Origin of the sequence: Methanoplanus sp. FWC-SCC4 (assembly GCF_032878975.1) — an archaeon.
GTDB classification, from domain to species: Archaea; Halobacteriota; Methanomicrobia; order Methanomicrobiales; family Methanomicrobiaceae; genus Methanochimaera; species Methanochimaera problematica.
In genome coordinates, this window is the sequence record NZ_CP043875.1 from 133,188 (window position 1) to 155,044 (window position 21,857).

General features: G+C 44.7%; 20 protein-coding genes. 11 read left to right on the plus strand and 9 right to left on the minus strand.

Annotated features, from left to right (window positions below):
- Window positions 1–254: 254 nt before the first annotated feature.
- On the minus strand, window positions 255–1,136 hold the full coding sequence (fhcD, locus tag F1737_RS00645; protein ID WP_317136858.1) for a formylmethanofuran--tetrahydromethanopterin N-formyltransferase: 882 nt from the start codon (window positions 1,134–1,136) through the stop codon (window positions 255–257).
- Between the two features lie 806 nt (window positions 1,137–1,942).
- Here fhcD and F1737_RS00650 point away from each other — a divergent pair.
- From F1737_RS00650 to F1737_RS00695, 10 genes are read left to right on the plus strand one after another with little or no spacing between them, the layout of a single operon-like run.
- Entirely contained in the window at window positions 1,943–2,209 is a 267-nt protein-coding gene (locus tag F1737_RS00650; protein WP_317137905.1) for an indolepyruvate ferredoxin oxidoreductase subunit alpha, read from the plus strand.
- Between the two features lie 23 nt (window positions 2,210–2,232).
- On the plus strand, window positions 2,233–3,402 hold the full coding sequence (locus F1737_RS00655; protein ID WP_317136859.1) for a 4Fe-4S binding protein: 1,170 nt from the start codon (window positions 2,233–2,235) through the stop codon (window positions 3,400–3,402).
- Window positions 3,403–3,413: 11 nt separating this feature from the next.
- The gene (gene hdrC / locus F1737_RS00660) at window positions 3,414–3,995 is read left to right on the plus strand and encodes a CoB--CoM heterodisulfide reductase subunit C (protein ID WP_317136860.1); all 582 of its coding nucleotides are present in this window, start codon (window positions 3,414–3,416) and stop codon (window positions 3,993–3,995) included.
- Between the two features lie 2 nt (window positions 3,996–3,997).
- Window positions 3,998–4,903 carry a CoB--CoM heterodisulfide reductase subunit B gene (hdrB, locus tag F1737_RS00665; RefSeq protein WP_317136861.1) on the plus strand — a complete coding sequence of 302 codons (906 nt, stop codon included), beginning with the start codon at window positions 3,998–4,000 and terminating at the stop codon, window positions 4,901–4,903.
- Window positions 4,904–4,916: 13 nt separating this feature from the next.
- On the plus strand, window positions 4,917–6,944 hold the full coding sequence (locus F1737_RS00670; protein WP_317136862.1) for a CoB--CoM heterodisulfide reductase iron-sulfur subunit A family protein: 2,028 nt from the start codon (window positions 4,917–4,919) through the stop codon (window positions 6,942–6,944).
- Complete coding sequence (locus F1737_RS00675) at window positions 6,945–7,370, plus strand: hydrogenase iron-sulfur subunit (RefSeq protein ID WP_317136863.1); 426 nt, start codon at window positions 6,945–6,947, stop codon at window positions 7,368–7,370.
- A 22-nt stretch (window positions 7,371–7,392) separates the two neighbouring features.
- Window positions 7,393–7,785: a molybdopterin dinucleotide binding domain-containing protein gene (locus tag F1737_RS00680; RefSeq protein ID WP_317136864.1), complete on the plus strand. Its 393-nt coding sequence runs from the start codon at window positions 7,393–7,395 to the stop codon at window positions 7,783–7,785.
- A 13-nt stretch (window positions 7,786–7,798) separates the two neighbouring features.
- Window positions 7,799–9,112, plus strand: a complete 1,314-nt coding sequence (locus F1737_RS00685; RefSeq protein WP_317136865.1) for a formylmethanofuran dehydrogenase subunit B — start codon at window positions 7,799–7,801, stop codon at window positions 9,110–9,112.
- A 6-nt stretch (window positions 9,113–9,118) separates the two neighbouring features.
- A complete protein-coding gene (locus tag F1737_RS00690) occupies window positions 9,119–10,834 on the plus strand; it encodes a formylmethanofuran dehydrogenase subunit A (RefSeq protein ID WP_317136866.1) in 1,716 nt (571 codons plus the stop codon).
- A gap of 18 nt (window positions 10,835–10,852) precedes the next feature.
- Window positions 10,853–11,653, plus strand: coding sequence for a formylmethanofuran dehydrogenase subunit C (locus F1737_RS00695; protein WP_317136867.1), 801 nt, complete (start codon window positions 10,853–10,855; stop codon window positions 11,651–11,653).
- A gap of 114 nt (window positions 11,654–11,767) precedes the next feature.
- Here F1737_RS00695 and F1737_RS00700 read toward each other — a convergent pair whose 3' ends face one another.
- The 8 genes from F1737_RS00700 to F1737_RS00735 all read right to left on the minus strand — a co-directional run bounded on the left by F1737_RS00700 (window position 11,768) and on the right by F1737_RS00735 (window position 20,086).
- Window positions 11,768–12,550, minus strand: coding sequence for a formylmethanofuran dehydrogenase subunit C (locus F1737_RS00700; RefSeq protein ID WP_317136868.1), 783 nt, complete (start codon window positions 12,548–12,550; stop codon window positions 11,768–11,770).
- Window positions 12,547–14,247, minus strand: a complete 1,701-nt coding sequence (locus F1737_RS00705; protein ID WP_317136869.1) for a formylmethanofuran dehydrogenase subunit A — start codon at window positions 14,245–14,247, stop codon at window positions 12,547–12,549. The genes F1737_RS00700 and F1737_RS00705 overlap by 4 nt, the downstream gene beginning before the upstream one ends.
- On the minus strand, window positions 14,229–15,533 hold the full coding sequence (locus F1737_RS00710; protein WP_317136870.1) for a formylmethanofuran dehydrogenase subunit B: 1,305 nt from the start codon (window positions 15,531–15,533) through the stop codon (window positions 14,229–14,231). Before F1737_RS00710 ends, F1737_RS00705 begins: the two co-directional genes overlap by 19 nt.
- Window positions 15,530–15,913: a molybdopterin dinucleotide binding domain-containing protein gene (locus tag F1737_RS00715; protein WP_317136871.1), complete on the minus strand. Its 384-nt coding sequence runs from the start codon at window positions 15,911–15,913 to the stop codon at window positions 15,530–15,532. The genes F1737_RS00710 and F1737_RS00715 overlap by 4 nt, the downstream gene beginning before the upstream one ends.
- Before the next feature lie 241 nt (window positions 15,914–16,154).
- On the minus strand, window positions 16,155–16,769 hold the full coding sequence (locus F1737_RS00720; protein WP_317136872.1) for a PH domain-containing protein: 615 nt from the start codon (window positions 16,767–16,769) through the stop codon (window positions 16,155–16,157).
- 85 nt (window positions 16,770–16,854) lie between these two features.
- A complete protein-coding gene (locus tag F1737_RS00725) occupies window positions 16,855–18,708 on the minus strand; it encodes a molybdopterin biosynthesis protein (protein ID WP_317137906.1) in 1,854 nt (617 codons plus the stop codon).
- Window positions 18,702–19,904, minus strand: a complete 1,203-nt coding sequence (locus tag F1737_RS00730) for a molybdopterin molybdotransferase MoeA (protein WP_317136873.1) — start codon at window positions 19,902–19,904, stop codon at window positions 18,702–18,704. The genes F1737_RS00725 and F1737_RS00730 overlap by 7 nt, the downstream gene beginning before the upstream one ends.
- The gene (locus F1737_RS00735) at window positions 19,901–20,086 is read right to left on the minus strand and encodes a hypothetical protein (protein ID WP_317136874.1); all 186 of its coding nucleotides are present in this window, start codon (window positions 20,084–20,086) and stop codon (window positions 19,901–19,903) included. The genes F1737_RS00730 and F1737_RS00735 overlap by 4 nt, the downstream gene beginning before the upstream one ends.
- Window positions 20,087–20,457: 371 nt before the next feature.
- Here F1737_RS00735 and F1737_RS00740 point away from each other — a divergent pair, with 371 nt between their 5' ends.
- Window positions 20,458–21,780, plus strand: coding sequence for an agmatine deiminase family protein (locus F1737_RS00740; RefSeq protein ID WP_317136875.1), 1,323 nt, complete (start codon window positions 20,458–20,460; stop codon window positions 21,778–21,780).
- Window positions 21,781–21,857: the final 77 nt, after the last annotated feature.

A 21,857-nucleotide genomic window follows, 5' to 3' on the forward strand; every position in this document is an offset into this window, starting at 1 on the left:
ATTATATTATCTTCCCGAAAAATCGGGATCAAAAATTCCTTTAAAGTAAAAAGGGGGCTCATACAGGGCTTTTTATTTCTATGGCCGGTTTTGTTGCCGTAATGGCCTGTGTGAAATACGGATTTATCCGGGGTTTTTTCCGGTCTGCATTTTGTGGATGCTTCCATTAGTTTGGTATTACCAAATCAGGTGCAAATTATGATGCAGGCGGGAATCAGTGCATCATTTTCTAATAAGACAAAAAAAGAAAAATTTTAGAGAATCTCATGGAGGTTGAACTTGTACGGGCCAAGGTTTCCGCCGAAGTTACCTGCAGTGATGAGTTTGATTCCCGGAATCTTTGATGCTGCAACAATTCCTGCTCTTGTTGATTCTTTTATTGCTTCCTCGTCAACACCGTCGATGACTATTTCGTAAACTGCCTGTACACCCTCAGGCACTTTTGTCTCTTCAACTTTGTCGCGGATTGAAGGGCAGTATTTCTCGTTTGTTGTTGCAGGCATGAACTTGTATTTGTTTGAGCCTACCTTTGAACCGGATGCTACTACAGGGAATGAGCACATACATCCCGGAACTTCGTAAATTGCCTCTATTGCTGCTTCTGCTGCCATGAGTGCACAGGGCTGGCTTTCGCCCATGATGAAGAAGTTTCCGCCTGCGATACCTTTTACGATACCAAAGTTTTCTTCTCCGACATATTCTCCGTTCATGATTGGAATTGCCCAGCAGCTTCTTCCGCCAATTTCCTTCTTGTATTCAAATCCGTCGCCGAAGAAGTGAAGTTTTACATCGATTCTCTCTTCTGCGTCAGGCATTCCGTCAAATACTGCTGTTGTAGGCTGTGTAAGTACACATTCTGCAAGGCGCTCTACAACCTGCTCCTTTAATTTCTTCTTTCCGCCTGCAAAGAAGAGGACTGCAACGCCGGGTCTTCCGTCAGGTGTTTCCTCGGAGGAGAGGAACATCTCGATTCCTGCTTCGCAGGGGCAGCCGATTGCTGATGTTGCAAAGCCTGTTGCCTCTGTTGCTGCCTGGTATGCCCACTTCTCGTTGATTGCTGTGATAATTACTCTGCATGACCAGTTTGGAAATGCTTCTGCATATTCATCTTCAATAATTACTCCATTTAATTCCATAGGATATACCTCGTTTATTAACAGTGATATTTCACACTTGCAAGGTAAAATAGTATTTCATTTTTTTCTGAAGATTAAAACAAAAAAACAGAGGGTCATATGCCGTGAAAATTATCTTTTCTCTGTTCTTTACCTGATATATTCCGGATTTTTGAAAAAATACCGGAATTAGGGGAAAACCTGGGGGTTGTGGTTAGCAAAAACTTCACCAGTATATCGGTTCAGGGCTGTTGCACATTATATGCACATTATATAATGTGCATTTTTTTCTTTTTGCATTTTAAATGCATTACCGGTATTATGTGGGTGGCAGTTTGTTTTGCATTGTGGGGGGTGCGGGCACACATGTTATGTTGGGTGTAATCATCCGGATATTTTGTCTTTTGAAATACAATGATATAATTTAAGGAGGGGTTTGTTATATCTCTGTCTAATATTTGTAAATGAGTTAATTTGATTCCAAAAGTTGATCTTATACGGTAAGAGAGATTTGCTTATTTAGTCATTCAATTCATTTATATGGACCTATTTTGAAATCGGGGGAATAAATAATATTTTTTTCAAAAATCCTGCCCGATAAAAAACGATGGTGCTATTTAAACATTATCATTTATTTTTTTCAACGCATTAAAGTTAACGCATCGAGTAAAATTATAAATCTTAACATTATGGCCCTGTTAATTACAAACGCTCATTTTTACTTCTGATTTTGCGATTTAAGGTTACATAACTTCAGAACATTTATCTATTCTTTTTCCCAATTTTTAACAATCGATTAAGATCGATATTTTACGGTGCGTGATAGAATGGCATTTGCAGTTCATGTAAACATTGAACGTTGTACTGGTTGTAACAACTGTGTTGTTGCTTGTCCTGTTGACGCACTTGAGCTTTCAACAGTAGATCCGGTCTCGACAGACAAGATCTATAAAGTGATCAATGGCAAGGCCACAATCCTTGACTTTGACAGAGAGCTCTGTGCAGGATGCGGTATCTGCATCCAGGCATGTCCGTATAATGTTATAAGACTAGAGGGACGCTGGACCAGTTCCGGTGTTCCGGGTCAAGTGTAAATCAAAGAGGAGTGTTATAGATTATGAATACACTTTTTCCAAAATACTCCAAGAGGCAGGAAGGAAACTTTACCATAATGGAGCAGAAGCTTCTAAAGCAGGTAAACAACCTTGAATACTCTGTCGACAACTGTACAGGTTGCGGCATATGTGTAGATTCCTGCCCTGAGGAAGCAATTAGCATCGGCCCAGTCGGTGCTGTTCGCCGTGGAGCTATTCAGTATGGAACAGCAATCCAGGTAGATGAAAAGAAATGTTCATATTGTGGCGTTTGTGTCATAATGTGCCCATTCAACGCTATGCATCTCAAGATTGATGGTGAAGAATGCCTCCCTATAGTAGAGAAGGAAGGATTCCCGTCATATAATATTGTCAAGGAAATTGACGATGAGAAATGTGTACGTTGTACTACCTGTGAGGACGTTTGTCCACGTTCTCCTGACAAAGCAATCATTCGTGAAGTCCCTGATTTTGAGGGTTCAGCAAAGGACGGAATGAAGAAAGCCGAGATCATCGAGGCAAAAATTTCATTTGAATGCAATGACGAAAAGTGCACAGTATGTGGCCTTTGTGGCGCAGTATGTTCAGCACTTGATGTTGTTCGCAAACCATTCTCAGCCGAATCCGGAGATGTTGAGGGTGAAGTCAAATGGAACCAGGAACTCTGTGACGGATGTGGAGTCTGTGCAGATATCTGTCCGTCTGATGCAATCGAAGTCAAGCGTGAGGAAGCGGAACAGAAGAAACTCGGTAAGGTCAGCATCACTGATGACTGTATTACCTGCCGCTGGTGTGCAACAAACTGCCCAACCGAAGCAATTACAGTAGAGAAATTCTTCGAGGGTGAGATTGAGTTCCACGCAGAGAAATGTCCTGGTGGATGTTCAACATGTGCAGACATTTGCCCTGCGAATGCAATATACCTGCCAAGCCCGAAATCCCCTGCTGAAATGCACGGTGAGATTGAGGCAAACATCGCAGTAAACAAAGATCTGTGTATTCTTTGTGGAGTTTGTGTTAACGCATGTCCTGGTGAGGATATCATTGTTCTCAAGCGTACAGGCGTTCGTGTAAATGGAAAGGAAACAGACCTCTTTAACAAGATAAAAGCCAAGCTCCTTGTTCCAAGGACCTCCAAGGTCAAAGAAAATAATGTTGAATTTGGAGAAGTTGAGCTTAAAACGGTTCAATGAGGTGAAATATAATGGCAGTAGAGAAAAATTATGGAAATCCTGAACTTGAATCAAGATTAAAGGACACAAATTACTACACCTCTGATTCCAACAAGGATTTCAGCGACAGAGTCAGGGAGCTTAGCGGTACAATCTCCCATATGTGCTTCCAGTGTGGTACCTGTACAGGATCATGTCCGTCTGCACCCCGCAGTTCATACCGCATTCGTAAATTCATGAGAAGAGCGGTTCTCGGACTTGAGGACGAAGCACTTACAGATCCGGATCTCTGGCTGTGCACAACATGCTACTCATGCTCGGACAGATGCCCACGTGACATCCTTCCAACAGATGTCATCATGGCAATGAGGAACCTTGCATTTGAGAGAGATATTGTTCCACGCAACTTCCTGAAGACAGTTCAGCTTATATACAATACAGGACACGGTGTGCCAAACAACGATGTAAACCGTGCAGCACGTGAGAAACTTGGTCTTCCAAGAGATCCTCCAACAACACACAGCTATCCTGAATACATTGAAGGAATTCAGAAGATCATTGATCACTACCATCTCAAGGAGAACGCAGACAGAATCCTTGCGGAGGGAGAGTAAATATGTCGGAACATTTCGATCATTCATACGCCTTTTTCCTTGGTTGCATTGCACCAAACCGTTACCCCGGTTGTGAGGCTGCAGCAATCAGGACAAGTGCAAAAGTTGGCATTGAGCTTCTTCCATTAAAAGGAGCAAGCTGCTGCCCTGCACCTGGTGCATTCGGTGCAATTGACCTTAGAGTCTGGTACGCAATGGCAGCACGTAACCTCTGCCTTGCAGAAGAGATGAACAAAGATATCGCACTCATCTGCAACGGATGTTACAAGTCCATCTGGGAAGTAAACCACAAACTCAAACACGACGACGAACTTCGTGACCAGGTCAACGAGGTACTTGCAGAGATTGACATGGAATACAAGGGTTCAATCGATGTATGGCACCTTGCAGAACTTTACTACGATGAGAAGATCTGTGGTGTAAAGAAGATTGCAGACTCAGTAGTACGTCCACTTGACGGAACAAAGATCGCTGTCCACTACGGATGCCACCTCATGAAGCCGGGCAAAGACCGCCACTTTGGCGACACAGAACACCCGATGTGGATTGATGAGCTTGTAGGTGCACTCGGAGCTGAACCTGTTCAGTACCGCAATAAAATGCAGTGCTGTGGAGCCGGCGGTGGTGTACGTGGATATGATATCCTTCACTCACTCGACATTACAAACGAGAAACTGATCAACATGCAGGAAGCACAGGCAGATGCAATTACAGAAGTATGCCCATTCTGTCAGCTCCAGTTTGACCGTGGTCAGATTGAGATTCAGGAGAACTTCGGCCAGACATATAATCTTCCGGTTCTTCACTACAACGAGCTTCTTGGACTTGCTCAGGGCATGAGCCCAAGTGAACTTGCACTTGATCTTCATGCAATTGACTGCAAACCATATCTGGAGAAGATAATTTAAGGAGGTCAGATAAATGGCAGAAAATCAGGAACCAAGAATTGGTGTATTCATTTGCCACTGTGGTACCAACATTGCAGGTTCTCTTGACGTAAATGCAGTCATGGAATATGCAAGGTCACTTCCAAATGTGGTAGTTGCAGATGAATATCAGTATATGTGTTCAACACCAGGTCAGAACAAGATCATCGATGCAGAAAAAGACTATGATCTCACCGGTGTTGTTGTAGCTGCATGTTCACCACGTCTTCACGAGCCAACATTCCGTACTGCAACAGCAGAGGGTGGACTTAACAAGTTCCGCTTTGAGATGGCAAACATTCGTGATCAGAACTCATGGGTTCACATGCACGACTGGGAAGGAGCAACCGAGAAAGCAAAGGACCAGGTCAGAATTGCAGTCGCAAAAGCAAGACTCTTAGAAGACCTTCAGCCAAAGAGTGTGCCTGTAGAGCACGCTGCAATGGTAGTCGGTGCCGGTGTCGGTGGTATGCAGGCAGCACTTGATCTTGCAAACGCAGGAATCAAGACATATCTTGTTGAGAAAGACCCGACAATCGGTGGACGTATGTCCCAGCTTGACAAGACATTCCCGACACTCGACTGTTCACAGTGTATTCTTACACCAAAGATGGTAGACGCAGGACGTCACCCTAACATCATCCTCGAGACCTACACGGAAGTTGAGAATGTTGAAGGATACATTGGAAACTTTGACATCACACTCAGAAAGAAAGCCCGTGGTACAAGAGACGGTGCAGAGATGGTTGCAGCCGGTCTTGAAGGTTCAGGATGTAACGGCTGTGGTGACTGTGCATCAGTTTGTCCGGTAATCAAGCCAAATCCATTTGAAATGGGAATGGCACCAAGAAAGGCAATTTACATCTACCACCCGCAGGTAATGCCGCTTCAGTACACAATCGATTTCGATGCATGTGTGAAGTGTGGTCTTTGTAAAGACATCTGTGGAACAGAAAAGAATGCAATTGACCTTGAAATGACTGACAGCTTAGAGAAAGTCAAAGTCGGCTGTGTCATCCTTGCAACAGGTTACGACCTCATACCAATCGAGGACAAGACTGAATGGGGATACAGAAGATATGAAAATGTCATCACAGGTCTTGAGTTTGAGCGCTTAATCTGTGCATCCGGTCCTACAGGCGGACACTTAATACGCCCGTCCGACGGAGAAACACCAATGAAAGTTGGATTTGTACTTTGTGCAGGTTCAAGAGACAACACAGGCGGCGTTGGCAAACCATATTGTTCAAGATTCTGCTGTATGTACTCACTCAAGCACGCTCACCAGATCATGGAAAAGATCCCAGGTGCAGTGCCATACCTCTTCTACATGGATATTCGTTCATTTGGTAAGATGTATGAGGAGTTCTACTACCGTATCCAGAACGAGGGAGCAAAATTCATTCGCGGCCGTGTAGCTGCAATTGAAGAAGATCCAATTACAAAGAACCTTTACGTCCAGACAGAAGACACCCTCCTTGGAAGGCCTGTCAACGTAGAGTGCAACCTTGTGGTTCTGGCAGCAGCAATTCAGCCAAAGCCTGATGCAGAACGTATCCGCCAGATGTTTGGTGTATCCAAATCACAGGACGGATGGTACCTTGAGGCTCACCCGAAACTCAACCCATGTGGTACAACAACTGCAGGTATTTTCCTCGCAGGTGTCTGCCAGGGACCAAAGGATATTCCTGACACAGTAGCTCAGGCAGAAGGTGCAGCATCAGCAGCATCAATTCCGATCCACCAGGGAGAAGTACAGCTCGAGCCTTACTTCGCACAGTGTGTTGAAGACCTTTGTGCAGGATGCGGAATGTGTGTTCCACAGTGTCCATACGGCGCACTTTCACTCATTCAGAAAGACGACAGACAGGTTATGACCGTAACAGAAGCAAAATGCAAGGGATGCGGTACATGCGGTGGATTCTGCCCAGGCGGAGCAATTCGTATGCAGCACTTCACAAGCCCGCAGATCTGTGCACAGATCGATTCATTCCTTCTTAACCCTCTTGGAGGTGAGGAATAAATGACAGATGGAGATTGGAGACCAAAAATCATCGCAATCATCTGCAACTGGTGTTCCTATGCAGGTGCTGATCTTGCAGGAGGAGCACGTATTCAGTATCCACCTGATGTACGTGCAATTCGTGTAATGTGTACAGGTCGTGTAGACCCCCTGTTCATCATGAAAGCATTCCAGGATGGAGCAGACGGAGTACTTGTATCAGGTTGCCACTTTGGTGACTGTCACTATCTTGAAGGGAACTACAAATGCGCAAAGCGTATGTTCCTTGTAAAGAATGTCCTCAAAAACATTGGTATCAACGACAAGAGGCTTCGTATGACCTTTGTTTCTGCATCTGAGGGCGCAAAGTGGGGTATGGTCATGGAAGACGTCGTAAAAACCGTCAAAGAACTTGGTCCAAGCCCACTTACCGAGAGAAAGAACTAATCCCATTATGGGGTGAATAATTGTGGCAGAAAAGATTGAGCTAAACCTGATTTCAGGTAGAACAATCCAGCAGGGTGTCAGTATGGAGGCAGGTAAGGAAAAACCTGCCTACCGCGACGCCTGCGGAATAATTGAACTAGACCCTGCTGATCTCAAGGCTCTTGATATCTGGCATGGCACAAACGTACGCGTTTCGAGCGAGTTTGGAAGTGTCATTGTAAGGGCTATTGAGGCAACTCAGGGACCTCACCCCGGTCTTGGCTGGATCCCAATGGGGCCATGGGCAAACCGCGTAGTGAATGCAAATACATACTCAACAGGTATGCCGACATTCAAGGGTACTCCGGTTGTTGTCGAGGCCGCTCCGGAAGAGAAGGTTCTCGGCTCACTGGAAGTAATTGAAGAAGCACTTTAGGTGGTGAAGAGATATGACAAAATTGGTAACCGATGTGGTTTGTCCTTTCTGTGGTACTCTTTGTGATGACCTGGAGGTAGTACTCAGCGACGATGGCAAGAAGATTGTTGACGTAAACAATGCCTGTGCAATCGGCGCTATGAAATTCCTTCACTCTCAGGCAGAGGACCGTTTGACCCGTCCACGCATGAGACAGGAAGACGGTTCATGGAAAGAGGCATCCTATGACGAAGCTATCGAGTACACCGCCCAGATGCTTGCAAAGGCAAAGAAACCACTCATGTACGGCTGGAGTTCCACAAACTGTGAGGCACAGGGAGTAGGTTCAGAAGTAGGTGAGCTTGTTGGAGCCCAGATGGACAACACTGCAACAGTGTGTCACGGATCGACGCTCATTGCAGTACAGGATGTAGGTGTACCGGGATGTACACTTGGTGAAGTTAAAAACCGTGCTGACGTGGTAGTGTTCTGGGGATGTAACCCCGCACATGCACACCCGCGTCACATGAGCAGATACTCTATCTTCCCCCGTGGTTTCTTTACAGCAAAGGGACACAGAGGAAGAACAGTTGTGGTTGTTGACCCAAGACCTACAGACACTGCAAGCATTGCAAACCTTCATCTTCAGGTTGAACAGGGACGTGACTACGAACTGCTGAGTGCACTGCGTGTGGCAATACGCGGCAACCCTCTTCCTGACGTTGTGGCAGGTATTCCAAAGGAAACCATCATTGAAGTTGCAGAGAAGATGAAGAACGCCAGATTTGGTGTAATATTCTTCGGAATGGGTGTAACACACTCTCTCTCAAAGAATCACAACATTGACATTGCAATTCAGGTTACACGTGACCTAAACGAGTACACCAAGTTTGCGATCATGCCAATGCGTGGTCACTACAATGTTACAGGTTCCGGTCAGGTATGGGGATGGCAGTTTGGATATCCGTTCTGTGTTGACCTTTCAAGAGGTATTGCACGTTACAACCCTGGAGAATCCTCATCAAATGATCTCCTCGTAAGAGGTGAGGTTGATGCAGTGTTTGTCCTTGGAAGTGACCCGGGAGCACACTTCCCGTTCAATTCTGTAAAGAAGATGAACGATCTTCCGTGTGTTGTCGTAGATCCGCACATTACTCCTTCAACAGTTGTGGCAGACCTTCATGTGCCTGTTGCATTTGTCGGAGTTGAGGTAGGCGGATGTGCTTACAGAATGGACAATGTCCCAATCGAGACTCACAAGGTTGTAGATGCACCTGATGGTATGCTGACAGACGAGGAATTCCTTGAGGGCGTATTAAAACGCGTAAAAGAGCTTAAGGGGGTCTAAAATCCTATGGCAGAATACATTGTTAAAAACGGATTCGTTGTTGACCCTGTTACAGGAGTAAACTGTGAGAAGATGGATGTTGCCGTCAAAAACGGCAAAATTGTCGATGCATCCGAAGCAAAGAAGGCAAAGGTAATTGACGCATCAGGCTGTGTTGTAATGGCCGGTGGTGTCGACCTTCACTCACACTCCGCCGGACCTAAAGTCAACGTCGGAAGGAACATCAGACCGGAAGACAAGCTTACCGGAAAGGTGGCTGCAAAGGGTGTCAAACGTATGGAAGCAGGTTTCTCTGTTCCGACAACATCCAAATCCGGATATGTTCTCTCAAGAATGGGATACGGTTTTGCAATGGAAGCAGCAATGCCACCATTGTATGCCCGCCATACCCATGAGGAAATGAGGGATATTCCTATTGTTGATATGGGTGCCCTTCCTGTGTTTGGGAACAACTGGTTTGTTATGGAATATCTCAAGAACAATGAGATTGAAAACACAGCCAGTTACATCGCATGGCTTCTCCGTGTTACAAAGGGATACGGTATTAAAAACGTAAACCCCGGCGGAACAGAAGCATGGGGATGGGGTATGAACTGTCTGACTCCTGATGATCCTGTGCCATATTTCGATGTGACACCAAAACAGATCATAAAGGGTCTTATTGAGGCAAACGAATATCTCAGACTCCCACACTGTATGCACCTGCACTCCAACTCACTTGGAGAGCCGGGCAACTACGAGACAACCATTGCATCACTGAAATGTGCAGAGGGAATCAAGGCAAACAACGACTTCGGACGTGAGCAGGTTCTTCACCACACACATCTTCAGTTCCACTCATACGGTGGCGAATCATATGCATCAAAGAGCTTTGAATCCAAGTCAAAGGAAGTAATGGACTACGTCAACAGTGCTCCAAATATCTCATTCGATATGGGACAGGTAACACTTGACGAAACAACAACAATGACTGCAGACGGTCCGTTTGAGTACCACCTCTCTCACATGAACCACTTAAAGTGGGCAAACACAGATGTGGAACTTGAGACCGCAGCAGGTGTTGTTCCGTTCATTTACAGCCCTAAGACATTCATTGCTGTTGCACAGTGGGCAATCGGTCTTGAACTTGCACTCTATGCAAAGAACATGGAGAAGGTAAACCTGACTACAGATGCACCTAATGCAGGTCCGATTCACCGCTATCCACGTGTAATTAAGTGGCTGATGAGTGAAAAGGCAAGAAATGATCTTCTTGACAGTGCAAAATACGGAGACAAGGTACGTGACCGCTGTTACATCGGTGAAATTGACCGTGAGCTTACCCTTATGGAGATTGCACAGATGACACGTTCAGGTTCCGCAAGCTGTCTTGGTCTCTCCCACATGTTTGGTTCACTTAAACCGGGCATGGAGGGTGATGTTGTTGTATATCCATACAACCCTGAGACTGACACAGATGATCCGGAGAAGATCGAGTATGCATTCGGAAATGCAAAGTACTTCCTCAAGGGTGGAGACCTTATCATCGACGATGGTGAGATCATCAGCAATGGTAACAAGCGTACTTTCTGGGTAAACTCAAAGACTGAGATGACCGAACAGGTAGAGCGTGATGTTTCAGAGCGTTTCAAGAGATACTACACAGTCAGCCAGAACAACTACGAGGTCAAGGAATCACACTACGTGCCTAACCCGTATGTAATTGAGGTTGAATCTGCCTAAACGTGAGGTTGAAAGGATATGAATACAGTAGTATTAACAATCAGCAAACAGCCTGAACTGTATCTGGAAACAGAAAACATCACACCAGACGTATTTGCAGGAAAATCCGCAGAAGAAATTGCAGCCCTTAATGTGTATGAGGGAAACCTCACCCACACACTTGGTGAATATTTCACCGTAGCCGGTGGAGCAGGAGATACCGCAGCTGATACAAGGATTGAGGTTAAGGGAGACCTCACCCGTGTGAAGTGGATCGGTGCAAAGATGACAACCGGTGAGGTTGTCATTGAAGGTGACTCCGATATGTACACCGGTGCTTTCATGGAAGGCGGAAAACTTCTTGCAAAAGGAAATGTCGGACATTTCGCAGGCCTTGGAATGAAAGGCGGCGACTTACATGTAACCGGCAATGCAGGAAACTATCTTGGAGCAGCATACCGTGGTGACTGGCGTGGAATGATGTCAGGAGTACTTCGTGTAGACGGAAACGCCGGAAGTGACATCGGAACATTCATGCGTGGCGGTGAAATTATCGTCGGCGGAGATGTAGATGTCCACGTAGGTACACACCAGGAAGGCGGAAAAATTGTTGTAAAAGGCAATGGAAAGAGCAAAATCGGCGGACAGATGGTCAAGGGAGATATATACATCTTTGGCTCCATTGATGTCATGATGCCCGGATTTGCGTACCGTGAAAATGTAGATCTTGAAGTTGATGGCGTTAAAGCAACCTTTGAGCACTATATCGGTGATCTTGGAGAAAGACACGGTAAGTCCAAGGGCGAGACCATCTACGGACACCTATATAAAAAATTATAATCCTTTTTTTTGAAACTGAAAAATATAACTTAAGAAGACTAATTAATGTCAGTTACCGGTTCACAAAAAGCAGTAACCGATGAAAATCAGTATGATTTGTTTTAAAAAAGATATTTATTTGAAAAATTCGTATTTTGCCGCATAAAGAGTGCCTTTGGCATTTCTGTTTGCAATGTCGCCATTAAACATATGCATTTGTGATGCCTGGTCACCGGCTTTTATAAGTCCCTTGTATTCAAAAGTAGGAAGTACGTTATATGCAGTACCATAGACATGGCATGTCCCTCCTTTCATGTTTGCACAGGGAAGATGAGCATCCCCGTAGATCTTAAGGGTGCCGTCAATCATCTCTGCTCCCGCCAGATTTCCCGTGTTTCCTCTGATTATGACCTCTCCGCCTGCAAGTGTCTCTGCGGTAAAATCCCCGGCAGAACCCATAACTTCAATTGTTCCGCCTGTCATCCCTTTTTTCTCACCGCGGTATCCCGAACCGCAGTAGTTTTGGGCATCTCCGTGGCAGATTATTTTCCCTCCTCTCATCTCTCTTCCAAGCCATGATTCGGCATTACCCCTGATTTCAATGAGTCCGCCGCTCATGAAATTGCCACAATGATGGCCTATGTTGCCTTCAATCTCAATAATCCCGCCGTTCATGTACTCTCCGACACGTTTTACAGCAGAGCAGTTGCCGGACATAATTATTGTAACCTCATCTTCTGATTTTGCATCCCCTTCCACCCTTACATCAAAGATTTCGGTTAATTTCTGCTCGCTGTTTCCATACCATACACTGATATCCTCCGGCTTTTTTTCAAGGAATGTTTTGGTGGTTATGGCCTCTGCCTCAATTGGAATGTAGGGATTATCCCTCTTTTTTATTGCAAGTGTTATTTTCATATTCCCGTCTCCGTTTCTATGCAGATATTTCTGTGAAGATATTCTTCCTGCACCGGATAGTTGTCAAGTGATACCGTGTAATATCTTTCAAATTTCTTCATAAATTCGGGATCTTTTGAGATATCATTCTTCTCTGAAATCTTCGGCTTCACCCATATGGTTGCATTGTCACCGAGAACAAGGCAGTCGCCTTTTTTCGAGACAGCACGACCTCTTTTAATGGTGTAATCAGTCTGGGAGAATCCGTCGATAATCTTCTGGTAATCCTTTGAGGGATCAATATCGTCCATTTTTATCGGATATACTGCAACATCCGCATCCGCACCGACTCCGAGATGACCTTTTCCTATATCCACGATTCCAAGCGCCTTTGCCTGTGCAGCCCTTGTCATTATTGCAATCTCGTTTATGTCAAGCTCCCTGTCTAATGATGGCAGGAAAACCCTTTTTTCTGTGTCGGGGTTTACTGTTTTTAGTTGCTCCTCTCTGTATTTTTGACTCATCAAAAGGGCGATTACCTCAGGATATTTGACAAAAGGTGCACCGTTAGGGTTGTCTGTTGCAAGCATGCACTGCCAGGGGTTTTTGGTCATCAGTGCAAGTTCAAGGCCTATTGCCCACATTATTGAATTAACGAGATTTTTACGTGAGTAATGAACCGGAATGATGCCTGATGCTGTTTCAAGCTCCACGTCGTGGTTGCTCCACTTGTTGTGGTGAAGACGGTAGAGGTTGAATTCCATAGGTCCGTCTGCCGTCATTGTTGTTGTTTTGCCAAACATCACCTGACCCATGTCTATTGCAATATTGGGTTTTCTGTTCAGCATCCATGATACATCATCAGCTTTGGAACAGAAATCGGCCCATTTTGAACCGCCGTATGAATGAAACTGAACATGGGTCATGTAGAGTGTCTGTCTTTTGTCGTTCAGGTCGGGAGCCCTCTGCATTGTTTCAAGCGTGCATTTGTAGTTTCCCGGTTTTCCAAGATTGTTTGTGTGAAGATGGGCCGAATGAGGCAGATTAAGCATCTCGTTGGCTCTTATAAGGTAATCCAGAATTTCAGCAGGGGTTACGCCGAAATAGTCCACTTTTTTGTGAATGCACCCGATGTCCTTTCCCCATCCCCACATCTCGGTGCCGCCGGGGTTTGTGATTTTAACTCCGAATCCCTTTACAGCTGCAAGAGTCCAGCCGACGATTGCGGCCACTTTTTTGAGGTCGCCTTCCGCAACGGCTTCCATTACAGACCAGTTGCCGTCAAAAAGGGTGTTTGCGAGAGTATCCTGAAGGGTGTTGTAGGAAAATTCCTCATGTGTGTGCCGGGCTTCAAGGGGTGCCATTGCCCCCTCAAGCACTGTTGTGTAGCCCATCTTGCTGTATCGGTAGGTGTTTGCATAAACGGTTGGAACACTGTATCCGGAGACCGGGTACATGTAAGGCTGTGCACGGCCTCTTCCTGCCCGCATATCTTCCGGACTCATGTACCTGCCGAAATTAACCTTTGTTCCGCATATGTGTGAGTGGGAGTCCACGCCTCCCGGGAGTGTCAGCTGACCTTTTGCATCGATAACTTCTGCTGAATCTTTTACGGACTCTACAATTTTTCCGTCTTTGATCGCAATATCCATTATCTCTCCTCTGATGTTGTTCAGTGGATCAATGACATATGCGTTTTTTACCAGCAGTGAGTGCATTTTCCTTTTGCCTCCAGAATTTTCTTGTACATTTTCTCAAGAACCTCCGTATCGGTCGGACGTTCGGTTTCTATCACCTTTTTTGTTCTCAGCGGAATTCCGTCCATTCTATAAGCAGTTCCGTCTGTTTCCACACCTGTAATTGCAACCGGAATTTGTATGTCGGCAAAATGCGAGGTGCAGTTTAAATGCGGGTCTATCTGTATTACAGGGATGTCTGCCATGTGTTCCAGGCATTTCTTCGGGAAATGTGCTCCCGGATCGCTTGCGACTACTAAGAGTGCGTCGCATTCCTTTCTGGAGAGCATGTCAACCGCCGTTGTCTCACCCGGATTGTAAAACGCTATCCCTCTGCTGAAGTCTATTCCGTAAGGATATCCTGTCATCCACGTAAATACTTCATTTGAGCCGTAGACGTTCCAGTGTCCCCTCATTGGTGTGATTGTGAATTTGGTGTGCCGGCTCATTTCATCGACAAGTTCAATCGCATTCCTTACATTTTTGTATTTGTTCGGGCTCATCGTCATCCCGAGACCAAAGAAAATTGCTCCGAATTTTGCCTCTTTGCACATTTTCACAACCCTTTCAAGCTGGCTTTTTGAAACGCCTGCAACCGAGTCCGGAATCGATTTGCTCTTGCCCCTTATCATCGCCCTTAAAGCGGAGATTACAGCATAGTCGCCGCCGGGTTTTATCCGGACAAATTCATCGGCAACATTTGCCGATTCCGTTTTTCTGACATCAACAACGATCATCTTCCTTTCACGAAAAGCGTTGTCAAGGAAGAAGCCGTCAGCATAGGTTGTGTATCTGCTCATATGGCGGGGGTGGGCATCTACGGGATTACAGCCCCAGTAGATTATTAGATCAGCCCGGTTTTTCACCTGGCCCAGTGTGCATCCCGGGTGTCCTACTTCCTGTATGGCAAGGATGGAAGGGCCGTGGCAGACTGAAGAGGTGTTGTCGATCACGCCTCCGAGAAGTTCACATATATGGACACCTTTGCACTGGGCTTCCCCCTGTGTTCCGCTCCATCCAAAAAGAAGAGGTCTTTTTGCATTGCTTAATATTTCAACGGAGGATTCGATCGCCTCATCATAGCTGGTTTCGACAAGTTTTCCTCCTCTTTTAATTAACGGTTTTTCAAGCCTTTCAGTGTTTAAAAATTTGGAGCTTGCGAGTGCACACCCGTTATCAACACCGGTTATTTTATTGTCTTCAATATTTACTGTCAGGTCATCACAGAGACAACCGCAAAAAGGGCAGATTACATTTGTTTTTTTCATATTTCAATTCCCCCGGAACCTGACAAAAGCCTGCCAATAGAGAGTATCTCTTCATCTGTCGGCTCTATTTCAACCATTGTCGATTTAAAGTCGGGCATTCCGGTACCGTGTGTATTCCCGGGGATTATACTGTTGCAGTAGGGGCCGTGAGGTATGAATATTGTTCCCTTTTTTAACCCCTGGTCTTCAACGCATTTTAAGACAACCTCACCACAGCTGCTTTTTAATTTGACCTTTTCGCCTTCAAAGATACCGAGGTTCATCAGGTCGAGAGGGTTCATATGACAGCTTGATGTTTCTTCAATGTATTTCTGAGATAGTTTATGTTCAACATTTTCCCCCTGTTTTATTGTCCTTCCGGTTATCATATGATATTTCATAGAGTTCTCCTAACAAATCCGGTAATAATGCCCTGTTTAGATGTTATTTTTATATCTATGTAGTATTTTACTTGTGTACAATTAATTAAAGGTTTGTGATTTCCCAAAATATGCCTCTGATGTAAAAAATATTTCTTTAACGGGTTTGAAATTGTAATGTGTTTTGTAAAAAAGAAAAATATTGTTCAGGTTAAACCGGATATTTTTCCTGTTGTGAGTTACCCTCTGGAAAAAACTGGTTTTATTGACGCTTCATTGAAATTTCCCTTAATATTTCTTTTATTTCTTTGAGTTCAGAAATTATTTCGTTATTTTCCGGTGATCTGCCTGTGGAGGTATCGTCTTCCCCTCCTGTTGCAGATGCGACAGGTGGTTTGTTTCTGACAAAATCCATTATCATTTCGCGAAGAGGTTCGGCGTCTTCAATGCCCTGAATCCTGATTTCAGCTGTGTTCTGGCCAGAATAACCTGCTGTCTGGATACGAAGCGTTGATATTTTGAACATTCTCATAACAGGACCCTGTACAATATCGACATTCGTGATCCTGTTATACGGGACGATGCCTGTCTTCCTGAACCAGACCCCGTGTTTCCATGTCATTTCTGTCGGGTTGAGGTGGTAGACTATCGATCTGTAGTACAGAACATTCCATATTGGGATTATTATAAGCGGTATAATGGTGATTATGGCTAAATATACAATTACCAATTCGAGACCGATGTCCATTATCAAAAATGCGGCCCAGCCGACTGAAAGCCATACCAGACCGGTCACAGCCAGGATGGTGGCTATCAGGTTGTATGTTTTAAATCTTGGATCAGGCTTGAAATCCTTGTTAATTTCAAAATTTTTCATGTTAACTATGTGATTTGCGGGGTATTATATAAAATAGGGTGATGGGTGTTTTCCCAAAAGGTCTGTTGATAAATTTTTGGTTTTCTCAGGCTTTCCTGATTTCACCGGTGTTTTTGGTGTCGTATCCGCCGAGTTTTAAAAGTGAGTTTTTAAACTCCTGGGAGTTTATGCATTCTGTTATTGCATCCATCCTTGGATCTTTTAGCATTTCCTTTGAAAATGCAAGTTCATACCTTTCTTTAATTACAGGCTCAAATTTAAGTCCGAGGGTTTTTGCGGCACTGTAAATACACATTCCACATTCGGCCTCGCCGTTTCTGACTGCAAGTGCAACGTCAAGATGGGTGGTAACCTCTCTTTCGTACCCTTTGATCTCTGAATAGCTGATCCCCTTCTCTTTTAAAAGATAGTCCAGAAGCATTCTCGTCCCGGAACCTCTCTGGCGGTTAATGTATGTATGATCCTTAATCTCATCAAATGAAATGCCTGTCTCAGAAACGATTCCCTGCTCTCTTTCAGCGACACAGAGAAGGTATATCTCTTTTCCGTTCAGGAATTTCCTGATGTAGGGTATGTTGTACTCGCCGTTATCTGCAAGGAGGTGAACAGGTGCCACATGGCAGTTGTTCTTCTTTAATGCCATGATTCCGCCCATGCTGCCTACGTGGTTTGAGTGAACATCAACTCCTTTTGCCGATGCAATGTCTGCGAGAAAGTCCAGGCATGGATCGTGACTTCCGATAATCAGAAATGCTTCTTCTGCCTGTTCCGGAGTGACAGAAAGGGTTGCCTCAACCTGGTTTCCTGCTGAGATTCCCTCCATGTCTCCGGGGATTTTCATGAAAGCATTGGATCTGACTGCACTCATCTGAACACCAGCCCCCCTTGACTGCGGGACTGCAACATACCGGTCATCCACTCTTCCAACCGACATCAGCACAAATTCATCTGTTCCAATCGGTGACTGAAGGGAGTTTGAAATTTCCGCTGTTATTTTGTGTTTGTAAGGAACCTTAAATCCGAACATCTCAAGAACGGGGCATACGATCTCTCTCATTATAGTATATGACGCGAGAGGGTACCCCGGGAGTCCGATGACAGGTTTGCCGTCAATCTTACCGATGATTACAGGTTTTCCCGGTTTGATTGCGACACCGTGAACGAGAACCTCGCCGAGTTCTGCGATAATCGATGCGGTATGATCCTTTGTCCCGGCTGATGATCCGGCTGATATTAGCAGAAAGTCATTCTCAGAAATTCCCTTTTTAACCTGTTCCCTTATCAGATCAGGCTCATCAATTACTATCGGATACCTTTTGTAGGCGACTCCGGCACTCTCAAGAATTGCACCTGCCATTAAGGTGTTGCTTTCGATTACTCTTCCTGGTTTGATCTCTTCTCCGAAAGGCACAAGTTCGGAACCTGTCGGAATGATTCCGGCGGAAAGTGATATTGCCTCTATTTCGGTTACCCCGTAGCTTGCGAGTGCTCCTATGTCATTTGGCCTTATCAGATGATATTTCGGAATTATCATCTCTGATTCGCCGATATCTTCTCCGACTGGCCTTATGTGCTGCCAGGGGTGTGAAGACTTTCTGATGATAAAGCAGTCTTTGTCTTCCCATGTATCCTCAATCATTATGACGCTGTCATATCCGGGCGGGATGACGTTTCCGGTGTTGACTCTTTTGTAGTCTTTAATCTTCACCGGATTTGACTGGCTTGCACCTTGTGTGTCCTCACTTCTTACTGCGATTCCGTCCATTGCCGAGAGATGTATCATCGGAACCGAGTATTTTGAAAAAACCGCCTTTGCACTGATTCTTCCAACTGCCTTTTCAAGCCCTACCTTTTCTGATGATGGCTGAAAATCAAAGCTTTTTTTGATTAAATCAAGCGTATCCCTGAGTGTAATCATGTCGAGGTATCTTTTTACCAGAGGATCACCTCCACTAAACTTCCGGCTTCAAGACCTTCTGAGCCTGAGGGGATTTTGACCATGCCGTCACTTTTGATGAGTGTGTTTAAAAGACCGGATTTTGCATAAAGGGGTTTTGCACCGTCATCAGAGAGTTTTACCCTGACATAGTCTTCCCTTCCCTGTGCAGAAGGTATGTTTTCCAGAAGTGTGGTTGTTATTGTATTGTTTGTGACTGCCTTCATCTGCATTTTGTATAAAAGCTCTGAGACAAGCACATAGAGTACTATATATGCGGATGCCGGGTGTCCGGGAAGTCCTATAACGGGTTTACCGGTTGCTGTTCCAATTATGGTCGGTTTTCCCGGCGATATTGCTATTCCGTGTATGAGCACCTCGCCAAGCTCTTTAATAATTGACGATGTGTTGTCCCTTTCGTCCTTTGAACTGCCGCCGGAGATCAAAACCGCATCGCATTCTTCTGTTGCGAGTCTGATGGCTTCACGGAGTTCATCCCTCTCATCAGGTATTACTCCGTAAATTTTCGGGATGCATCCGCAGCGTTTTACAAAACCGGAGCACAGGTATGTATTGACATCCCTGACCTTCCCGAATCCCGGTTCTTTTGAAACAGGCACGAGCTCGTTTCCTGTTGAAATTATGCCTATGACCGGTTTTTTAAAAACCTCAACCTCCTCTTTTCCAAGGCTTGCAAGCACCCCGCATTCCTGCGGTTTTAAGGTAGTGCCCTTTTTCATAACAGGCGATCCCTTTGCAAAGTCCTCGTCTGCAAAGACAATGTTTTCACCGTTTGACATCGGCCGAAAGATTAAGACCTCGTCTCCGAGTGCTTCAGAGTATTCAACCATTGCAACAGCATCTGCACCGTCAGGAACGTTTCCGCCGGTAGGGACATATGCACATGTGCCGGGAGTGAGTTTTATCTGTGCCGGCGTTCCCATCTCAACCCTGCCCAGATATTCAAGCATTGTCGGGATTGATTCTCCCGCTCCTGTTGTATCCTTTGAGACTACTGCATAGCCGTCGACAATTGATCTTGAAAATCCCGGAACATCAGCATCCGATAAGACATCGGAGGCTAAAACCCTGTCATACGCTTCGCTGAGCGTTACTTTTTGAGGATATGTCTCTCCTGCAATCTCCCTTATTTTTGCTTTTGCTTCGGATACTGATATTAATTTCAGAAAGAAGCTCATTTAAAGCAGCCCAGCTGACATTCTCTGATTTTTATTTTGTTGATATTGCAGTACTTTGCGATGTCAGCTTTTTCAATTCCGTGTTTTTCGGCGAGTTCAAAAACTTGCGGGCATGTGACTTTTTCAGTGATGCCCTCTTCATCAAAGATTTTACCAATCTTTTCAGTTAGTATCTGATCCATGAATGTAATGTTGTCAGGATATGAAATGAGTTTATCGATCGTCTTTTTTCAACTGTAACTCCTGATTTATAAATGCCCCTGATTTTGGAAGAGTGGGATAAAGCAGGTATATTTAACCACATTTACTATTTTGTTGACAAGTCTGAAAATTACAATAGAGTGTGCATATGAATTACATGTTTTTGATTTATGTTGCATAAGCCAAATCCCAAATTGGTTTGGTACGTGATATGATGGGAGGATATAATTTGAATTATATCCTGCTATTAACTTAGTCAAAATTAAAAAAAAAATAGTTTTATGTAATGTATACATTACAACTTTTCATGGTACATGGAAAGCCTCATATTTTAATTGAGGGATTCAGAGGGATGGCGGTATTAATTATGGCCGTACTTCTTATGCTGCCGATACAGGGTGTATCGGCTGAAACAGCTCCTGACTCCGGAGACGCGGGGATGGAAGCACAGATTGACAGTAATTCAGGATGGCGTTTTCCCGGAGAGTTTGAAGAGCAGGATGCTGTCTGGGTTGGCTGGCTTTCAAAAGAATACCTAAAAGGGTACTATACAGATGATGTGTTTGTTCAGATCGTAAGGGAATTGTATCCCAATGTTGCGGTTGTGATCTGTGTTCCTGATGAGGCACAGGAAGATCACGTCAGGCAGGTTCTGGCCAAAAACACCATACCAATGGACAATATCTCATTTTACAGGCAGCAGTTTACAATGCTCTACTGGAGGGATTTCGGGCCTATCTTTGTTGTAAACGGACAGGGTGATAAAAGAATCAATGACTTTGGATTTAACTGCTGGGGATACTTTTCGGAGTCTGATACGCAGTCAAGACTGATGGAGAAAATTGACAGGGATGTTGCAAAATACCTTGGCCTTGAGAGTGTTATGACGAGAATTGTCAGTGAAGGCGGTGACCGTGAATTTAATGGCAAAGGAACTCTTCTTGTAACAGAAGCCTGTGAATTCCAGAGAAACCCGAACCTTGCACGTGAGGTTTTCGAGGAGGAGTTTGAACGCCTTTTTGGAGTAACAAATGTAATCTGGTTAAAACACGGTGCTGTTGAGGATGATCCCTATGATACAACGGCACTACCCGGGCCCGGAGGAGAAGGAATCGCATACAGAAGTGCTTCTGCAAACAACCATATGGATGAATACTGCCGGTTTGTTTCTCCTGATACAATCCTGCTTGCCGAAGTAACTGAGGAGGAAGCAAAAAAAGGACCGGTTGAGTCTGAGAACCGCAGAAGGATGGAGGAAAATTATGAAATTCTTAAGAATTCTGTTGATCAGGATGGAAAGCCCTTTAATATAGTCCGTATTCCTGTTCCGGACATGATCTACTTTGAGGCACATCCGGATGAAGAGGCATACAATAATCTGATGCAGGCTTATAATTCAAGGGACGGAACAGCTTTTCCAATAGGAGAGCCCGTAACGATTGTTCCTGCACAGAGTTACTGCAATTTCCTGATAACAAATGATCTTGTTCTCGGACAGAAATACTATATGGAAGGCATGGGAATGCCTGAGTCCTTAAAAGAAAAGGATCAAAAGGCCCAGGAGGTTCTTGAGTCACTGTTCCCGGACAGAAAAGTTGTAATGATAAACACAATCCCGATTAATTTCGGCGGCGGAGGCATTCACTGCTCAACTCAGCAGGAACCAAAGGCCTGATGAAAAAAATTATATTTTTTATTTTCTGATTTTTAAAAATCCGGATTTTCATATTTAAAATGAGGAAATATTTTGAT